The organism is Nonomuraea sp. NPDC005650 (assembly GCF_040605375.1).
Taxonomy (GTDB): domain Bacteria; phylum Actinomycetota; class Actinomycetes; order Streptosporangiales; family Streptosporangiaceae; genus Nonomuraea.
The window spans coordinates 12,754-31,021 of record NZ_JBEXCR010000011.1 but is presented as its reverse complement, the minus strand read 5'-3'; the positions used below and the strand labels follow the sequence as shown (position 1 = coordinate 31,021).

General features: G+C 68.3%; 14 protein-coding genes, 2 tRNA genes and 1 pseudogene. 4 read left to right on the top strand and 13 right to left on the bottom strand.

Annotated elements, in window-relative coordinates:
• The first annotated feature begins 17 nt into the window (after positions 1–17).
• Positions 18–5,180 carry a DNRLRE domain-containing protein gene (locus ABZS69_RS20055; RefSeq protein WP_355374257.1) on the top strand — a complete coding sequence of 1,721 codons (5,163 nt, stop codon included), beginning with the start codon at positions 18–20 and terminating at the stop codon, positions 5,178–5,180.
• A gap of 52 nt (positions 5,181–5,232) precedes the next feature.
• On the opposite strand, the gene ABZS69_RS20050 is transcribed toward ABZS69_RS20055, so the two are convergent.
• The 3 genes and pseudogenes from ABZS69_RS20050 to ABZS69_RS20040 form a co-directional block, all read right to left on the bottom strand.
• Complete coding sequence (locus ABZS69_RS20050) at positions 5,233–5,589, bottom strand: hypothetical protein (protein ID WP_355374254.1); 357 nt, start codon at positions 5,587–5,589, stop codon at positions 5,233–5,235.
• A gap of 945 nt (positions 5,590–6,534) precedes the next feature.
• Positions 6,535–7,103, bottom strand: a pseudogene (locus ABZS69_RS20045) (transposase); the annotation flags it as partial.
• A gap of 147 nt (positions 7,104–7,250) precedes the next feature.
• On the bottom strand, positions 7,251–7,676 hold the full coding sequence (locus tag ABZS69_RS20040) for a hypothetical protein (protein WP_355374251.1): 426 nt from the start codon (positions 7,674–7,676) through the stop codon (positions 7,251–7,253).
• A gap of 26 nt (positions 7,677–7,702) precedes the next feature.
• Between ABZS69_RS20040 and ABZS69_RS20035 the strand changes: the two genes are divergently transcribed.
• On the top strand, positions 7,703–8,140 hold the full coding sequence (locus tag ABZS69_RS20035) for a MarR family winged helix-turn-helix transcriptional regulator (RefSeq protein WP_355374918.1): 438 nt from the start codon (positions 7,703–7,705) through the stop codon (positions 8,138–8,140).
• A 779-nt stretch (positions 8,141–8,919) separates the two neighbouring features.
• Here ABZS69_RS20035 and ABZS69_RS20030 read toward each other — a convergent pair.
• The 3 genes from ABZS69_RS20030 to ABZS69_RS20020 all read right to left on the bottom strand — a co-directional run bounded on the left by ABZS69_RS20030 (position 8,920) and on the right by ABZS69_RS20020 (position 11,346).
• Positions 8,920–9,603, bottom strand: a complete 684-nt coding sequence (locus tag ABZS69_RS20030) for an SMI1/KNR4 family protein (protein ID WP_355374249.1) — start codon at positions 9,601–9,603, stop codon at positions 8,920–8,922.
• 351 nt (positions 9,604–9,954) lie between these two features.
• Positions 9,955–10,431 carry a hypothetical protein gene (locus ABZS69_RS20025; RefSeq protein WP_355374246.1) on the bottom strand — a complete coding sequence of 159 codons (477 nt, stop codon included), beginning with the start codon at positions 10,429–10,431 and terminating at the stop codon, positions 9,955–9,957.
• A 510-nt stretch (positions 10,432–10,941) separates the two neighbouring features.
• Positions 10,942–11,346 (bottom strand): hypothetical protein, encoded by a 405-nt coding sequence (locus ABZS69_RS20020; RefSeq protein ID WP_355374244.1) that lies wholly within the window; start codon positions 11,344–11,346, stop codon positions 10,942–10,944.
• Between the two features lie 455 nt (positions 11,347–11,801).
• Between ABZS69_RS20020 and ABZS69_RS20015 the strand changes: the two genes are divergently transcribed.
• Positions 11,802–11,942 carry a hypothetical protein gene (locus ABZS69_RS20015; protein WP_355374241.1) on the top strand — a complete coding sequence of 47 codons (141 nt, stop codon included), beginning with the start codon at positions 11,802–11,804 and terminating at the stop codon, positions 11,940–11,942.
• Positions 11,943–11,989: 47 nt separating this feature from the next.
• On the opposite strand, the gene ABZS69_RS20010 is transcribed toward ABZS69_RS20015, so the two are convergent.
• Positions 11,990–12,074 (bottom strand) — tRNA-Ser (locus tag ABZS69_RS20010).
• Between the two features lie 67 nt (positions 12,075–12,141).
• Complete coding sequence (locus tag ABZS69_RS20005; RefSeq protein WP_355374238.1) at positions 12,142–12,918, bottom strand: hypothetical protein; 777 nt, start codon at positions 12,916–12,918, stop codon at positions 12,142–12,144.
• A gap of 325 nt (positions 12,919–13,243) precedes the next feature.
• Between ABZS69_RS20005 and ABZS69_RS20000 the strand changes: the two genes are divergently transcribed.
• Positions 13,244–13,738, top strand: coding sequence for a hypothetical protein (locus ABZS69_RS20000; RefSeq protein WP_355374236.1), 495 nt, complete (start codon positions 13,244–13,246; stop codon positions 13,736–13,738).
• A 1,578-nt stretch (positions 13,739–15,316) separates the two neighbouring features.
• On the opposite strand, the gene ABZS69_RS19995 is transcribed toward ABZS69_RS20000, so the two are convergent.
• The 5 genes from ABZS69_RS19995 to ABZS69_RS19975 all read right to left on the bottom strand — a co-directional run bounded on the left by ABZS69_RS19995 (position 15,317) and on the right by ABZS69_RS19975 (position 18,219).
• Positions 15,317–15,388, bottom strand: a tRNA-Val gene (locus ABZS69_RS19995).
• Positions 15,389–15,405: 17 nt separating this feature from the next.
• Positions 15,406–16,365, bottom strand: coding sequence for an ROK family protein (locus ABZS69_RS19990; protein ID WP_355374233.1), 960 nt, complete (start codon positions 16,363–16,365; stop codon positions 15,406–15,408).
• Positions 16,366–16,959: 594 nt separating this feature from the next.
• On the bottom strand, positions 16,960–17,283 hold the full coding sequence (locus ABZS69_RS19985) for a hypothetical protein (RefSeq protein WP_355374231.1): 324 nt from the start codon (positions 17,281–17,283) through the stop codon (positions 16,960–16,962).
• A gap of 14 nt (positions 17,284–17,297) precedes the next feature.
• Positions 17,298–17,759, bottom strand: coding sequence for a peroxiredoxin (locus tag ABZS69_RS19980; protein ID WP_355374916.1), 462 nt, complete (start codon positions 17,757–17,759; stop codon positions 17,298–17,300).
• Positions 17,760–17,790: 31 nt separating this feature from the next.
• On the bottom strand, positions 17,791–18,219 hold the full coding sequence (locus ABZS69_RS19975) for a DUF3052 domain-containing protein (RefSeq protein WP_355374228.1): 429 nt from the start codon (positions 18,217–18,219) through the stop codon (positions 17,791–17,793).
• Positions 18,220–18,268 lie beyond the last annotated feature (49 nt).

Below are 18,268 nucleotides of genomic sequence, written 5' to 3'. Positions count from 1 at the left end.
TCTACCTCGGAGCTCCCATGTCTGCCCTCCTGCCACGGGCCCTCGCCGGTGGTCTCGCCCTCTTACTTCTTCCTCTGGCCGTGCCCCCGTCGCCGGCCGCCGCCGAACCGCCCGCCGCCACCCAGGCCGTGGACGACCCCAGTGACCCGGCCCGGGTCGCCGCCGAGCCGAGCGCGCCCGATGAGGCCTCCGCGCGGCTGTCCGCCCGGCTGACGGGCCGCCGGGTCGAGGTCGAGGACGCCCGTACCGAGACCACCACCACCTACGCCAACCCGGACGGCACGCTGACGGTCGACTCGTTCGCCGGGCCGGTGCGGTACCGCGGCGACGGCGGGTGGGCCCCGGTGGACATCGCGCTCACCACGACCGCGTCGGGCGAGATCGTGCCGCGCGGTCACGGCCGCAAGCTGCGCTTCGGCGGCGGACGCGCCGGGCTGAAGGCCCGGCAGGCCACCGCGGCGACCGACTTGATCACGATCGGGGAGGGCTCCGCCAAGGTCATCCTGCAGTGGAAGGGCGCGCTGCCGGCACCGAGCCTGTCCGGTGAGACGGCCACGTACGCCGAGGCCATGCCGGGCGCCGACCTGGTCGTCACCGCCACCCGGACCGGCGCCGAGCAGTTCCTGCTGCTCAAGTCGCGCCCGGCCGCGCCTCTGTCGTACACGCTGACGCTCAAGGCACCGGGCCTGACGCCGCGCCAGGCCAAGGACGGCGGGGTGGAGCTGGTCGACGCCAAGGGCAAGGTCGCCGTCACCATCCCCGCGCCGGAGATGTGGGACGCCGCCACGCACCCGATCTCCGGCGAACACCTGCGCCGGGCTCCGGTGGGGATGAAGGTCTCCGGCCGCGACCTCGTCTTCACTCCCGACGCGGCCTTCCTGAACGACCCCGCCACGACGTATCCCGTCACCGTGGACCCCTCGCTCAACCTGGGCCAGGTCTTCGACACGTTCGTGCAGGAGGGCTACGGCACCGACCAGTCGGGCGCCACCGAGCTCAAGATCGGCAACAACGGCAGCGGGCAGGTCGCCCGGTCGTTCATCACGTGGAAGACCCCCGGCATCGCGGGCAAGAAGATCATCTCGGCCACGCTGAAGCTGTGGAACTTCCACTCCTGGTCCTGCAACGCCCGCTCGTGGGAAGTCTGGTCGGCCAACCGCGCCTCCACGTCCTCTCGCTGGCCGGGCCCGGCGCTGGTGACCAAGTACGCCTCCTCCACCGAGACCAAGGGCTACGGCAGCGGCTGCGCCGACGGCTGGGTCACCGCCAACGTCACCTCGCTTGCGCAGTACTGGGCCACCCAGGAGTACAAGGAATCCGGCATGGGCCTGCGGGCCACCAGCGAGTCGGACGAGTACGCCTGGAAGCGGTTCAACTCGGGCAACGCCTCCGCGCACGTGCCGGTCATCTCGCTGACCTACAACTCCTATCCGAGCACCCCAGTCTCCACGTGGGTCTCGCCGTACAGCGACTATGACGGCGTCCGCTGGACCAACACGCTCACCCCGCAGCTCCGCAACCACGTGCGCGACCCCGACGGGGGCAACGTCCGGGGCAAGTTCGACCTGTACGAGGGCTCGACGATGCTGATCGACGATCTCTACGGCGCGTACGTGGCCAGCAACGGCTTCTCCGGCGCGAACGTGCCGGCGGGCAAGCTGGCCAACGGCAAGTCGTACATGTTCCGGTCGTGGGCCCACGACGGCTCGCTGGTCTCGAAGCTCTGGCAGACGGCGTACTTCTCCGTAGACACCGTCAAGCCGCCCGCCCCCAAGGCCGCCTCCACCGACTACCCGAACGACGGGACCTACCACGGCGACGCCGGCAAGGCCGGCACGTTCACCCTCACCCCGGCCAGCACCGACGCCGGTTGGATCGCCTACAAGCTCGACGGCGGCGCCGTCACCAAGGTGCTCACCACCGGCGCGGCCGTCACCGCCAAGCTCACCCCGGCCACGACGGGCGCCCACACGCTCAGCGTCTACACCGTCGACAAGGCCGGCAACGCCTCCCCGACGACCTCCTACACCTTCAACGTCGGGACGGGCGCGGCCGTGGCCTCGCTCACCGCGCCCGTGAACGGCCTGCGCAGCACCGGCAAGGTGCCGCTCGCCGTCACCGGCACGGCGTTCACGCAGGCCAGGTTCCAGTACCGGCGCTCCGAGACCGACGCCTGGGCGGACCTGCCCGTCGCGAACGTCACCGGCGCCGACGGCAAGCCGCTGACCGCGTGGCCGGTCGCCGCCCCTGGCAAGCTGTCCGGCCTGACCTGGGACGCGGGCACGCAGCTCGGCGACGCCGCGGTGCAGGTGCGCGCGGTCGTCACCGGCACGACCACGGCGGAGTCCCAGCCGGTCGAGGTCGTCACGGACCGCCGCGCCACCCGGGCCGCCACGAAGGAGGCCGGGCCGGGCGTGCTCAACCTCCAGACCGGCGACTACCGCCTCCAGACCGCCGTGGGCGGGCCCTTCGGCCTGACGCTCACCCGCACGGCCTCCTCCCGCGAGGCCGGCTGGTCGCTCCCGGCGCCCGTGCTCAAGGAGACCTCGGCCACCTCGGTCGAGGTGACGCGGGCCGACGGCGGGCCGGTGCAGTTCACCAGGACCGCGGACGGCTGGAAGCCGGAGCCCGGGGCCGAGAACCTGACCCTCACCGGCACGTACACGCTGACCGACGCGCGCGGCGAGGTCACCAGGTTCACCAGGCAAGGCGACCTGTACGCCCCCGAGGGCCACGTCTACGACCAGGGCCGGCTGAAGTCGATCACCAGGTCGGGACACACACTGGAGCTCGGCTACGACACCGCGGGACGCCTCGCCACCGTCTCCCTGCAGGGCACGGTGATCACTCAGTACGGCTACGACAGCGCGGGACGGCTCGCCGAGGCGTGGGACCCGCGGATCAGCCCGGCACTGAAGACCTTCTACGGGTACGACTCCGCCGGCCGCGTCTCCACGCTCACCCCGCCCGGCGAGCTGCCGTGGACCTTCGCGTACGAGACCGACGGGCGGCTGCGCACGATCACCCGGGCCACGCTCAAGGCCGGCACCGCGGACCAGGTCGCCGGCGAGGCGAAGACCACCGTCGTGTACGGGGTGCCGCTCACCGCGGCGGCCGGCGGCCCGGCCGACATGACGGCCAAGGAGGTGGCGGCCTGGGGCCAGGCCGTGGCGCCCGTGACCGCGACGTCGGTGCAGCCGCCGGGGCTCGCCGCCACGGTGACGTACCTGGACGAGTCGGGCAGGCCGGTCAACGTCCTGACGCCCGGCGGGCACCTGTCCGCCACCGACTACGACCGGTTCGGCCACGTCGTACGGGAGCTCACCGCCGCGAACCGGGAGCTGTCGCAGCGCGACACCACCGACTTCCGGCTCGCCGAGCTGGCCATCACCGGCTACGAGGCCGAGGAGCGCGCCGAGCTGCTGTCCACCCGTTCCGTCTATGACGCGGCCGGGCGGCGCAAGCTGGAGGAGCTGAGCCCGGTCCACATCATCAACCTGGAGTCCGACGTGGACGACCTGCCCGCCGGGTACGCCATCGGCGCCAGGGCCCGCACGGTCTCCACGTACGACGAAGGCCGACCGGCCGGTGCGGTGGCCCGCGACCTGCCGACCACCGTCAAGACCGGCGCGGTGATCGTCGGGCGCGAGTCCAAGCCGGACGCGGACGTCCGCACCACCGCCATCACCTACGACTGGGCCACGGGGCAGCAGGTCAAGACGGTCCGCGACCCCGGCGGCAAGGCGGTCACCAACACGGTGGCCAACCCCGTGCTCTACGCCGCGACCGGCAGCGCGCCGTGCGGCGGGCGGTCCGACTGGGCGGGCCTGGTGTGCCAGGACGGCGGGCGCACGTACACGTACGACGCCTCCGGCCTGGCCGCCACCGTGACCGAGGGCGGCACGGTCACCACCTTCAAGCGCGACGCCGCCGGCCGCCTCACCGCCACCAAGGCGGGCGGGGAGGCCGAGATCAGCCTCGGGTACGACTCCGCGACCGGCCGGCCCACCCAGCGCTGGCGCGGTACGGAGAAGGTCGTCACGGCCTACGACAGGCTCGGCCGGGTGATCTCCCACACCGACGCCGACGGCGGCCTCACCCGCACCGAGTACGACGACCTCAACCGCCCGGTCAAGGTCACGGACTCGTCCCCGTCCACCAGGACCTACGCCTACGACGCGAAGGCCGAGCCGCGCGGCCTGGCCACCTCGGTGACCGACTCGGTCGCGGGCACGTTCACCACGCGCTACGACGCCGAGGGACGTCAGACCGAGGGCGACCTGCCGGGCGGCCTGCACCTGCAGGTCGGCTACGACGAGCGTGGCCAGAGCTACGCCCGGATCTACACCCGGGACGGCCTGGAGGGCCCGGTGATGATCGACCAGGTCGGCCGGAATGTCCACGGCCAGGAGCTGCTGAGCATGCGGACCGACCTCATGGCCGAGCGGCAGCTCGGCTACGACAAGGCGGGTCAGCTCGCGTCGGCGCTGGACATGGCGTTCCCGGTGTGCACCCTGCGCCGGTACGACCACGACGGGGCGGGCAACCGGACCCGGCTGGCGGTGCAGTCGTCGGACGAGGACTGCCCGGTGGCCGACGACTCGGCCGCGTCGATCACCGGCTACGGCTACACCTCCGACGGCAGGCTGACCGGCGACGGCTACGCCTACGACGCGGCGGGCCAGACCACGTCGCTGCCCGGCGGGCGTACCATCGGCTACTTCGCGGACGGGCTGCCGGCCAAGATGACCTCCGGCGCGCAGAGCCTGACCTGGACCCGCGACCCGGCGGGCCGGATCCGCTCGGAGACGAACGAGACGGGCGCGCTCACCGTCCACCACTACGGCTCGGACGGCGACAAGCCCTCCTGGACCGCCGCGAACGGCACGACGGTCCGCAACGTCGCCGGGATCGGCGGGGAACTGGCCGCGCTCACCGGCGCGACCGGATCGGTGCGCCTCCAGCTGCTCACCGTCGGGGGGAGCGTCGGGACTGAGCTGGAGCTCGGCACCGGCCTCGCCACGGTGGTCGGGTACGACGAGTTCGGCGTGCCCTCCCAACCGGTCCGCTACGGCTGGTTCGGCGGGGCGTACCACCTGACCGTGCTGGACGGAAGGGTCCTGGTGTCGGGCCGCGTGTACGACCCGGCGCTCGGCCGCTACCTCCAGCGTCCGTACTAGACGCAACATGACGAAGCCCGGGTGGTCCGACACCACCCGGGCTTCGTCACGTTCAGGCCGCGCAGACTCCGGCCGGCTTGACCGACAGCACGGTGTGGGTACGGGTCGCCGTCTTCTTGGCGCCTAACGTGTAGCCGTAGGGCGTGCTACTGACGCAGTAGGCCACGCCGGTCTGGTTCGACACCTGGCTGACCTGCAGCCCGCCGGAGAAGGACCGGCTGTCCCCCTGCTTGACGAGCACGGCCTTGGCCGACGGCGCGCTCGGCTGCAGGCACAGGTAACCGGTCGGGCAGACGGCCGCGGCCTGGGTCGCGGCCTGGGTCGCGGCGGTGGCCGGCTGGGTGGCGAAGACGGCGGCGGTGGTCAGGGCGAGCGCCGTGGCGGCCATTACGTTGCGTTTGATCTTCATGTGATCTTGGTACCGAGCATGGCTGACGTTCCGGTTTACGCCACCTTCACGATCTTGTCCGTACGGGCGAATTTTTGATCCACTCCGGTCAGCCGCTTGAAGGGCGTCAAGCACGTAAGGCAGGCAGGCGGCCGCCGGTGCCGCGGACATCAGGCGTGGCGGGCCATCTTGACGGCTGAGATCGCCAAGACGACAGCCAGGATCGGGATGATGCCGAGCAGCAGCCCGCCGCGCGGCAAATCGCTCATCCCGGAGCCGGAGCGCCCCCGCCGGAGGCACGTTTGACTGGGTATGATCTCCCTGCCGTTATCCAAGCATCACCTGGTCCAGGACCAGCATCCAATTTAACCAGCCGTTTCGTTCGCTTGGGTTGAAGGGCCTTCGGCGTGGCCCGCTACACACACATCTGAAGCGAACTGTGCCCAAGTCAAGGGGCGTAGTTCGTGATGCCCGGGTTCTTTTCGTGGCTCGTAAGTAGTGGTGCTGTCGTAGGCGTTGGGTTCTTGGCGGTGTGGTTGGTTCTCGGTGTCTATGCCCTCCGTAAGGCAAGGCCCGAAGACGTGCCCGCTGTGATCCGAGCACTTTCTCGCTGGTGCCGGAAGTAGGTCCATAGCCTTGGGGCCGTTTTCGCCCAACGCGGTCCGAACGCGGGCGCGCGCGAGAACGGCCCCCAGGCCGCGCTCGGACCGCGTGGCGGCGCGGAGCGTCGCCCTTGACCTCGCGGCCCGGACCGTCAGCATCCGGCACAGCATGTCGAGCTAGACACGGGCGGACTCCCCGTCGGCCCGCGCGGGAGTCCGTGCGGTCGCCATCCCGGAAGCGATCATCCCGGAGCTTCGTGACCACCTCGACCAGTTCACCGCCCCAGAGGCCGATGTGCTGATCTTCACCGGCTCACGGGGCGGCATCCTCCGCCGGAGCAATTTCCGGCGCTTCCGGTCCGTCTCGGGTCTTGGCGGGGTCGTAGCCTGCGTCCAGATGCACTGTGATGTCGTCAGGCAGCGGGCCGAGGTCGTCGAGCTTGTCCAGGGTGGGCGCCAGCAGGGGCGAGCCGTTGCAGTTGGCCGGTGCCAGTGCACGGCCGAGCGGGATGCCATAGCCGTCCACCAGTAGCGAACGTTTCATTCCCTGCTCGCCCCGGTCGACCGGTGACCGTCCGGTCAGTTCGCCTCCGCTGGGCGCCGTGGTGATGCGGCCGTCTGCCGTGATGTGCTCCCAGCGGCAGACCGACGATCCGATCGTAGGTTTCCAGGGCGGTCTGCTTGAGCTGTGCGAATACTCCAGCTTTGATCCACTCATCGCGGCGGCTACAGATCGTGGTCGCTAAGCAGGTTGAGGTGGCGATCGCCTCGTACGAGCAGCCGAACCGCAGCAACTGGACCAGCTTGTCGAACACGACCCGGTCGGTGACGCACCGCCGGTGGCTGTCAGGGGGCGTACACCGTGCGAGCTGGAAGAAGGGCCTCAAACTGAGCCCACAACGGGTCCATGAGCAGAGCCGGAAGCGCAGGCACGCTTCTGGTCACGGATGTAGGCGGTTCGGTGATCTGCAGGCTCTGCGCCTGCCTGGCATGCCCCACTTCAGCCTGCCGGCTGTCTGGTCGATCTTCCCCTTGGGCGGACGAGGCCTCAGGCGGATGGCATGGCTTCGGTGGCCGGTCTCACCGTGAGGTCGGTCGGATCCGTCCCGGGGTCGGATTGCGGCCGGTGAGCAGCCGGGCGGCTATCAGCAGGGCGGCGGCGAACACCAGGGGGCCGATCGTCTGAGGGACCTGATGGTGCGCAGCGCCGATCGCCGCATCGCCGATCTGGACCGCGCCGTTCAATGCGAGGAGCAGCCCAAGGGAACGCCACGCGTGTCGGGCCAGCAACCAGACCATTCCGCCGAGCAGCACCACGCTGCGGGCCGCCATGTAGGCGGCATAGGTCCTGGGGGCGGCCTGATCGCCTCCAGGCACCAGCCCGCCCGGGTCCGCCAGGCTGGACACTGCGAAGTAGCCGGATGTGACCACGGTGAGGAGCACGACAAGTGCGCTGAATCGACGGACATTTAATGAGGGATCCATATCTTTCGGGTGCCGAATCATATGGTTAGGCTAGCATTGGCGGTGTGATGGTGGAAGGGTCGTTGACCAACACGGTGGGCTTCCTGTTGGGCAAGCTGGGCCAGGAGGCGAACGGGCGGTTCGCGGATCGCTTGGCCCCGCTTGGCCTGCGGCCGCGGCATTGTGCGGTCCTTGAGCTCCTGGCCGGCGGGCCTCGGGCGCAGCTGGAGTTGGCCAAGGCTGTCGGGGTGACCGCCAGTGTGGTCGTCGACATGCTCGACGAGCTTGAGAAGCTCGATGCCGTACGACGAGTACGGGACACCGCAGACCGTCGGCGTCAGCTCATCGAGCTGACACCGACCGGCCAGGATCTGCGGCACCAGACGCTTTCGCTGGCGCGGCAGAACGACGAGGAACTGCTGAGCGCCATCGACCCCGCCGAGGTGGCGGCCCTGCGCCGGACCCTGGGTCGGATTGTTGCTGCGACTGGCCTCGTTGGGAAGTGACAGGCACTACGCATGGCAGGTCGGCGTCGGCAAATGGCTCTCCTGTTGCCATGAACGCCAAGCGGACATCGTCGATGCGTTCTGCGACTTCGCCGACGCCATTGACGATCACCTACCGGTGCGACCTCTTCGTCACCCAGACGCCATTCTCAAGATCGAAGACAGGGTGCTCATGAAGGTGGGCTGTACTGGGTTCGAACCAGTGACGCCTCGCTTGTAATGAGCCATGATCCCTTGGTTGTACGTCTGGATCTGCACCCCTGTACCTGTGGGGAGCTTGGTAAGCCACGATCGATTCGGGCACGGTGACGTGGTGCTCGCTTGCGGGATCTGGCGCGGTATGGCATGGAAGCGAACCCGGCCCCCTACGAGCGATCCGCCCGCACGGGTCCAACTGCCGGCGGTTCTACAGCTCGTGACCGTTACCGCGGGCGCATAGCCATTTACCTGGGACGGAGCGGTACCTGCGGGCCGCTATCGCATGGCACCGGGAGACCGCGCTGTGCGTACGCTGCCTTCGTGGACAGAGAGACGCTCGTTCAACTCCTCGACAACGCAGGGGAAGCAGGCCGTGCTTGCCGACGGGCGCTCACGGCTGGAGCGTCCTTCGAGGTGTGGCAGGACCCGGTGGAGGCGCAATCCCTGACCAGGACTTACCGGCGTCGCGCTCGTCTTACCCGCCGGATGGGGATCCCGAGGCCCCGCCGGAGGCAAGGGGCTTGCATCGTGACCTGACGGCTGTCGCGCGTAACGGGGCTTGCGTGATGATGTGGCACCGCTCAGGAGGTTCCTTCTGGAGGTGACAGCTCGGCATCGGCGCGTGTGAGCCATGCCTCGTACCAAGCGTCGAAGGTGGGCATAGGACCGAGATATGTCGGTGTGGCCAGGTCATAGAGCTCGCTCTCCAAGCTGGCGGGGGCGGTCTTGGCTGGTCGCCAGGCGCTTGCGTCGAGCGAGACATCCCAAACCGTGCCCGTCAGCTCTCCTGTGGTCACCAACGCGGTGACAGCGGAGCAGCCCTGGGTGCCGATGAAGATGCAGCCAGGTGTGGGGTCGGGGGCTTGGATGCTGGGGCCGCCACCGGAGTCGGGCTCTGGTTCCCGGACCCATGCGGACCAGGCGTTGTAGATCTCCTCGGCGTCGCGACGGGTGAGCGGGAAGGGCTTGGCAGGATCGCCCTCGGTCTCTTTTACGATCTCCTGCGGTTCCCAGATGCCGTAATAGGGGCCCGCTCCGGGGCCGATCTGGAGCAGGAACTCCCGGTACGCGGGTGGTAATTGGACACCGAGCTCGCCTTCTAGGGCCAGGACCGAGGTCGGGTCGAGTGGAGTGTTGCGGTACTGGTGTCCTTCAGCGCCGAAGATGAGGAACCGCGTGTTGCGTCGGTAGAACTTATGCAGGTGCACGGGTCGGTCGTTTTCGATCGCGCGCAGTCGGTCGAGTCTTGTTGTCATGGTCGCCATGGCGCCAGTATGGGGCTCTTCGTGAAGCAATCTGGCTTCGGCGTGGCGCTAGCTGGGGTTGGCGGGTTCGTTCGGCTGCGGCGGGGTGTGGGCGGCTACGGCCCGGACCGCCGCCGGCCGGGACCGGCCCCCAGGCCGCAGCCCGGCGAGTCGGCCGCCCGGACGCGCGGCGGCGCGGCGAGCCTTTGACCCAGTGGAGAAACTCTGAGCCACCGCCGCCGACTGGTCATACCGGGGGCACTATCCCGAGAGATGCTTGAGATGGCGTGGCAGGCAGAGGTGGAAGTGGTGGCGTGAATTGCGGCGGCAACCCCCGCGGCGGGGGGAACTCTTGCGATTGGCCTACAAGTTCTACTCTTCCAAGCGCTCGGCGTGTTCCGGGATCCAAGGGAAGGGCACCTCAGGCCAGCGGGCGGCGGCCCACTCATCGAGATTCACGGCTAGAACGGCGTGGATGAAGACCTGTGGCGGCTGATAGTGGTGCGCATCGATGTAATGGCCTATCAGGAAGGGAGCAGCGTAAGCAATCCCGGGCGAGCCTGGGATACGGACCTCTCCATTGCCCTCCGGGGCATCTTCCGGCGGGCACAGATCGCATTCGTGCACCCCAAGACAGATGTTCATACGATGAACGGCTTGTACGGCCTTCAGCCTCTCGGTGAAGGCCGCAGGGACGGAGCCGGTCGGATACGGCCTGCCAGCCTCCAGCCACCCAACATTCAGCCGCGTATATGTGGGACGGAAGCTGACACCGTAGAAGCCCGACTCTCCGTCGATGAACGAGTCATCATCTGAATAGTCGTACACGCTGAGATCTTCGTAGAACACCCGCGCATCGTCTCGAACCGCGCTCCCGAACACCACGGAGGTTGTTCCTGACCATGATCCGCTGGGCAGAAGCTAGGCGGTGGCCGCTGCTCGCCACCGAACCTGAGGTAGGCCATCCGGTCGGCGGGCCTCGAGCACCACACGGCCGACCTGCCTGATCCTTTGGTACCCCTACGGGCGATCCACCCGTAGGGGGTCGAACTGCCGGCGTTTTACAGCGGGCCAACGTCCCTGGCTGCATCAGGCCCCTGACCTCCAGGTACGGCTCTCGCCTTTCCTCGTCCAGGGAAGATCATCCCGCGAGGCAGAGCCAGCCAACGAGCGCCCTGGAACCTGCGAATGAAAGCTGGGCCGATCACGGTCCCAGACAGTTCAATGCAGGTCAGAGGTTATGCGCGGTCCATCCTGAACGCTGTGAACGGCCTCGTACTGCAACCCAAACTGCAACTGAGCTCCCCACAACTCCACGACTCGTGACCGTTCCCTGGTGGCGCACCCCATCGCCAGGAGTCACCGAGACTTGCTCTCCTCCGGATAGATCCGCACGCGCTGACCGTCGGTGTTGTTAATGACGGTTCTTCCAGCGAGAGATCGCTTCAGGGTGAACTTCACCGGATGCCGGTAGCCAACCAGGTTGCTGAACACGGGCTCCTCCCAGGGCCACTGCCGGGGGCAGTCCTCTTCCACCAAGATTCCGATGACCACCTGTGAGGAGGATTCGTCCACCTCGGTGCCTGTCACTCTCTCGCAGAGCTTTGGGGATCCCTCAGGAGCGCCAAACAGCAAATCGACCGTCAAAGTACGCTCGTCCGCCGACAGCGTCGCGCCTCCAATGTCCTCCCAGGAGGAGGTCGCGCAGCCGGACAGCATTAACACGGCGCACACCAGAAGGAGGAAAGCCTTGCCAACGGGCATGGGAGAACCTTAGTTCGTTCCCTCCAATCCGCAGCTCGGAGATCAGCCACCTTCCTCGTGATCCATGGTGAGGAGCGAACCCTGGATCGTCGATCGCCCCAGCCATCTATGGCCACCGGCCATACAGTGGCGATCGTAGGGCTGCATCTGTGCGGCGTCGTGGCAACCCCGGTCGGAGCGTTCGGTTGGTGCGGCGGGGTCGACGTGCGGTGCCTGGCCCGGTGTCCCGCCACCGTCCGGGACCGGCCCTAGGCCGCACGCCCGGGCGGTGGGCGGGCGGTGGGCCGGAGGTAAGGCGGCGCGCCGCGCCGTCGCTTTGACGCGGGCGAACTTCTCGTCGGTCCGCCCATGTCCCGTGCGGGAGTCCGTACAGTCGCCCTCCCGGAAGCGATCATCTCGACGCTTCGCGACCACCTCGACCAGTTGGCGCGAGCCTCAAAGATCTCATGCAACGCATGGGACATGACTCGGTCCGCGCAGCGCTGATCTACCAGCACAGCACGGCGGAGGCTGACCGCAGGATCGCCGACGCGATGCACGCGAAGATCGCGAACAACTCCAAGGGATCTTCGTCAGGGCTCTCTCGCTCCGGCTAATGGCACGAAGCCCCCGTTCCCATGATCGGAAACGGGGCCTTTTCTGCTGGTGGGCGGTACTGGGTTCGAACCAGTGACCCCTCGCTTGTAAGGCACATCAGAAGGGGGCGGGATCTTGGCCGATTCCCGCCCCCACCTGGGGTTGCGGTCCCGTACGGTCCTCTGGAGTCCGGGGCCGTCCGGGACGATTGTCACTCAGTTAGTCACCCAGCATCTGGCCCGTGGGCTGCGGCTGCTGCCATGCGTCACGGCCATTGCTCCACAGCTCGGAAGCGTGGTACGCGAACCGGTCGAACAGGCCGTCGTCCTGGTAGCGTTGCAGGTGCAGCATGGGTGAGTCGTGCCCGACCAGATTGGCCAGGTGGGGCGTGACCAGCATCTCCGAGTCGAAACGGAACACACTCATGGCGATGTGCTCGTCGCCGTACCGGGCCTCGACGCCGGGGACGTCGCGTAGTTGCTCGATCTCCGCCAGCGTGATCCGGATGCGCGTGGACACGGTCAGCGGGACGTTCTCCACCTCCTCGCGGCGGTGGGTGACCTTGCTGTCCGGGTCGCCGACCAGAAACCGGATCTTGCAGCCCTGCTGCGCTTTCCGCTTGAGGACTTTCGCCAGGTTCGGGTGTTCCAGCCAGAGGAAGTAGTTCGTGTAACCGGCGAACACGATCTCGTTGCGCGCCGAGTTGATGAGGTTGCGCCAGATTGATTTCGGGCACGCGGAGCGATACGGATAAACGGTCAATACTTCCTTGTCCGGCCCCGTTTTCACCGTATTGCGAATTGCGTCTGGCCATAGCACGGCTGTCTCAACTCCTAGTGCCTCTGCGGCGGCCCACCGGTGCTGCAGGTGCGGGACGCGAGCCTGGTCCTGCAACCAGCGCTCCACCGTCTTGACGTCCACGCCACATCGGTCGGCCAAGCTCTGGTTCGTGACCTTGGCGTTCAGCATGGCGCTGCGTAGGGCGACGTTGGCCACGGTACACCTCGGGGCTGAGGACGTCAGGGACGTTTTTGAGCGTAACGCCATAACGTCCTGGACGTCTCTATAACGCGGTGGGTTCGTCACGCAAAGGTAAGCACGCTGATCCCATGTCAACCCCGGTAATTCTCGGAGATCTCCAAGCGGCTTTTCCTGGTTGGTGTATTTGGCGTAGTTCTGTGGGGCGTCTCTGGGCAACTCGAAACGGACGACGTCTATCCCAGCACGAGGTGGATCACGGCCTCTGCCAGACGATCGACGCGGACGACGTCGCTCAACTGGCCGAGCGGTTGAAGGAGCAGGAAGCAGCGGAGCAGGCACTGTGAGCGCCCCTTCACCCCGAATCGGCCGTCATGCCGAGATCGTGGACCTGCTCCACAGCCCGGCACAGACACGAGCGTGGGCCTCGGTGCTGCTCGGTCGTCGCGGGACCGTGGTAGCTGTGCTGCGTAACGGCACCCTGGGCTTGCTCAAACTCGACGGCCAGTCGCACGAGCTGCCCGGAGGGGTGCTGCGCTGGCCAGTCCACTGGGACGACCTGCTCGTACACGACGATCCGGCAGGACCGGAGAAGCCCGCATGCGACTACCGGCTCGGCCTGTCCAACCACGAGAGGAACGCCGTACAGCATGCCGTACGGGTCAAGCAGAAGGTCAGCTTGTGCGGCGAGGCAGTGCGCCCGCTGCCGACCCTCGGCTGGTGCTTGCCTTTCCTGCCCACAACTACGCGCGCTTGCCCGGTCTGCGTCCATCTGGCCGAACGGCCCGCGGAAGTGGGGCCGGCGCGTTCCGCGTCCCCTCCTCCCTCGTCGCGATAGTCGCTCAGCCGTGTTCCGGCCGGGGGGAGTTTCTTACTTTCCTCGTACGCCGTCGACTCACCGCGTAGCGGCAGCGGGCTGGGGACGGAGTGTCAAGGCCGGCTTAGCGTGTACGGTCGCCGTTCCTCGGTCATGCGTTGTCCTGCGGTCAGGGCCGGGCCTGACGCGGAGGAGCCGGGGCGCTGGGCTTGCCTGGGTCGATGGTGTGCGAGGTGATCACCTCGATGCCAGAGCGCTCCCGCCGGAGGCAGAAGGCTTGAAGAGTCGTCCCGTCCTATGTGAGCGGAGCGGCCGGCGTCCATGCGAAGCACCCCGTGGGGGGCCGCGAAGGGGTGGGGCCAGCGGCGGAACGGCTATGGATATTCCATGTATCTGGATCACCACGGGGTCAAGGTGGAGCGCCCCGCTGGACGAACGGCCTTGACCCCGTGGCCCAGGCCTGCTCGGCTTGTCCCGGGTCGATAACGGGCGGGATGATCAGGCTTCCACCTCAGCCACCTGCGGACCAGACACTCCGTGCGCCGATCATCCCGGAGCCGGAGGCCCCCGCCGGAGGCACTGTTTGGTTGGGTGATGAAGCGGGAGGGTTTGCGGCATGGATGTGCGGCGATCTTTTTGGTATCAGCTTGGCTCTGCGTGCAACTTCATCTTCTGCGGGTGGTGCGGAGCTGGTGCGGTGTTCGGGCTCTCCGGGTTTCGCGGGCCCATGCCGGATGCTTGGCTGACAGGGCTGTGGGTGTTTCTCTCGCTGAGCATTCTGCTCAAGCTTGTTGCCGGAGTCGTATATCTGGTGCGGAAGCGAGCTGGCCAGGATGTGAAGGATGACCCAGTCGCTGGGTGACCGGTCGCAGGGATACCCGGACTGGCTTACTGGCTAGAGAAGCGTGTGCGGCGGCTCAACCGGCCGGTTGCGGCACCAGATGGATCGGCCGTGGGTAGCGGCGGCGTGCTGGCGGTCGGCGCGTTGGCTGGCTGCGGCGCGGCAGCCGTGCGGCGATGCCCCGCGTGACGCCCGCGCCGTGACAGGCCCCCAGGCCGCAGCGCGGCTCGCGTCGCCGGACGGTCAGCGTTCGGCGACAGCATGTCGAACTCGACACGGGCGAACTCCCCGTCGGCCCGCCCAAGTCCCGCGCGGGAGTCCGTACGGTCGCCATCCCGGAAGCGATCACCCCGGCGCTTCGTGACCACCTCGACCAGTTCACCGCCCCAGAGGCCGACGCGCCGATCTTCACCGGCTCACGAGGCGGCATCCTCCGCCGGAGCAATTTTCGGCGCGCGGCCAAGTGGGACGAGAGCACGGGGAAGATCGGCTTCCCGGGCCTGCACTTCCATGATCTCCAGTACACCGGCAACACGATCGCCGCGAGCCTCAAAGATCTCATGTAGCGCATGGGGCATGACTCGGTCCGGGCGGCGCTGGTCTTCTAGCACAGCACGGCGGAGGCTGACCGCAAGATCGCCGATGCGATGAACGCGAAGACTGCGACAACTCCAATGGATCTTCGAAAGGGCTCTCTCGCACCAGCTAATGGCACGAAGCCCCGTTTCCATGATCGGAGACGGGACTCTTGTCGCAGGTGGGCGGTACTGGGTTCGAACCAGTGACCCCTCGCTTGTAAGGCGAGTGCTCTACCGCTGAGCTAACCGCCCCTGATCGGCACTACACCTTACGACACCACAGGGGCCGATCGCACATCCACCGTCCACCCCGGGCCCAGTTCGGGGCGGTCGGCGGCGCGCCAGCCCAGGAGGGCGGCTCCGAGCATGCCGGCGTCCACCCCGAGCGCGGCCGGGACCAGTGGGGGTGCTTCGCGGAAGGCCAGGCGTTTGACGAGGCGGGTGCGTACCGGGTCGAAGAGGGCGGGGCCCGCTTCGGCGAGGCCGCCGCCGAGGACGATCACCGTGGGGTCCAGCAGCAGCGTGTACGTGGCCAGGGCCAGCGACAGGGCCTCCACGGCCTCGTCCCAGACCTCCACGGCGATCGGGTCGTCGGATGAGACCACCTGCTCCGCCTTGACGCCCTCGACGCCGGCGCGCTGGCTGTAGCGGCGGCCCACCGAGGCGGCCGAGGCGTACGTCTCCAGGCAGCCGAACTGGCCGCACGCGCACTCCTCCCCGTCCGGGAAGACCGGGGTGTGGCCGATCTCGCCGGCCCAGCCCGAGGAGCCGCCGTACGGCTCGCCGCGGATGATCGAGGCGCCGGCGATCCCCGTGCCGATGGGGAGGAAGAGGAAGTCGGACAGGCCACGGCCCGCGCCGAGGATGCTCTCCGCGAGGCCGCCGGTGCGTACGTCGTGTCCGAGCAGGACGGGGGTGTCCAGGGTCGTGAAGCTTGAGGCGGGGACGTCGCGCCAGCCGAGGTTCGCGGCGTAGAGGGCGGCGTTGTCGGACACCAGGCCGGGCACGGCCAGGCCCACGCCTGCCGGGGTGCCGTCACCCGAGGCGGCCAGGTGGCTGATGAAGTCGGAGATGGCGGCCACGACCGCCTCCGGGCCCTCCGCGCGGGGCGTGGGGCGGCGCTCGCTCAGCAGCACCACGCCGGACTCGCTGACCAGGCCGCCCTTCATGGACGTGCCGCCGACGTCGAGCGCGACGACGAACGAGCTTGGAGCCGGGCCGGCACTCACACTCGGGCTCGGGCTCGCACTCGGGCCCGAACTCGGGCTCGGGCTTGCGCTCGGGCTCTCGATCGCACTCGGGTTCGGGCTCTCGCTCGCGCTCGTGCTCACGCTCGGAGTCATGTCGGACACGGAGGAGACGATAGCGCAGCTCAGCAAATGTCTGGAAAGTGTCCCCTCGGCTACCCCCTCGGCTACCCCCTCGGCTACCCCCTCGGCTGTTCCCTTGGCTGACCTCTCGGCGGGGGTTCTTCGTCGGGGCTGTGTGGCTGTCTGGGGCCGGTGGGGCCGACTCGCCTGTTGTTCCCCGGGTCTCGGGGCACACCAGTGGGTTCTCTGGGTCCGGTGGGTGGTCCGGGGGCCATCAGGGTCCGGGGCCGGCTGGGTTCTGCAGGTCCGCACGGTCCGGGGCCGGGTGGGCCCAGTGGGTCCAATGGGGTTCTGTGCGCTCCAGTGGGTCGGGTGGGTGGTCCGGTGGGGGCGGAGCGCTGGTTGTTTCCGAGGGCCGTGGCCTATGAGGTCCGGTGTGGGGTGGCAGGGTTGGGCCGTGGGGCGGCCCAGAGTGGCTCAGGGCGCCGGTGGCGCCCGAGTTCGGCCTCAGGGTCAGGCGCGGCCCAGTACGCGGTTGAGCGCCGCTTCCACCTCCGCCGAGAGGCCGGGTGGCGGGGACGGCGGGGAGGCGGGGGAGTCGGCGAGCGGGTCGGAGCGCGCCATCCGTACGGCGCCGCAGGACCGGCACTCCACTTCGCCCAGCCGGCAGATCAGCGCGAGCGACCCGCAGGTCGCGCACGAGTCGAGGTCGAGGTCGTGCAGCCGCTGACAGTCCGGGCAGATCAACACCTGGGTTTCCTGGCGCACCCCGCGCTGCCACGGGCTGGCGCCACGCACCGGGTCGGTCTGCCGGGCCCCGCATCGGTAGCAGGGCATCGTTCCCTCCGAGGTCAAGAAATGTCGGCGAGTGCCTTGATGTAGTCGGCGACGTCGCGTGCGGCCGAGATCGGATTGACCACCGACCACCTGATCACGCCGTCGCCGTCGATGATGAAGGTCCCCCGAAGAGCGAACCCCTTCGCCTCATCGAACACACCGTACGCCCGCGCGACCTGTCCGTGTGGCCAGAAATCAGAGAGCAGCGCGAACGCGTAACCCTCACGATCGGCCCACGCACGGTGCGTGAACATGGAGTCGACGGAGACAGTCAGCAGCTGTGCCCCGTCGAGTGGCTGGTCGCGCAGCGCGGACAGCTCACCATGACAGATCCCGCTGAAGGCAAGCGGGTAGAAGACCAGCACGACCTTCGTGCCCCGGAACTGAGACAGGCTCACCGGGGTGCCGTGCTGGTCCTGCAGCTCGAAATCCGGAGCCAGGGCGCCGACCTCGGCAGGATGTGCGTTCACAGGCATCATCCTGCCGCACGGAAGGCGCTCGGGCCCCCTACCGTTTGCCCTTGGGCGTGACGAGCCTGGTCCCGGACCAGTCGGGTGCGGCGGAGATGCTGCTGGTCTGCGAGAGACCCGCGGTAGCGGCATCCTCCCCTATGTCGCTCGGCTCCACGTGGCCGTTGCGTCCGGCCTTGGGAGTCAGCAGCCAGATCTGGCCGCCGTCGGCGAGTGCTCGCATGGCGTCGCTGAGGGCGTCGAAGAGGTCTCCGTCGCCGTCGCGCCACCACAGCAGCACCACGTCCACGACGTCGTCGCTCTCTTCGTCCAGCAGCTCGTTACCGGTCAGGTCCTCGATGGAGTCGCGAAGCTCGTCGTCGACGTCCTCGTCCCAACCGATCTCCTGCACCACCTGACCCGGCTTGAGGCCGAGCCGTTCGGCCAGGCCGCGCTCGCCCTGCGCCTGACCCGCGGTCGCGCTCACGTTTATCCCTCCTGCTTGAGTGGCCCCGCTTATGCGGTTTATCGCTTCG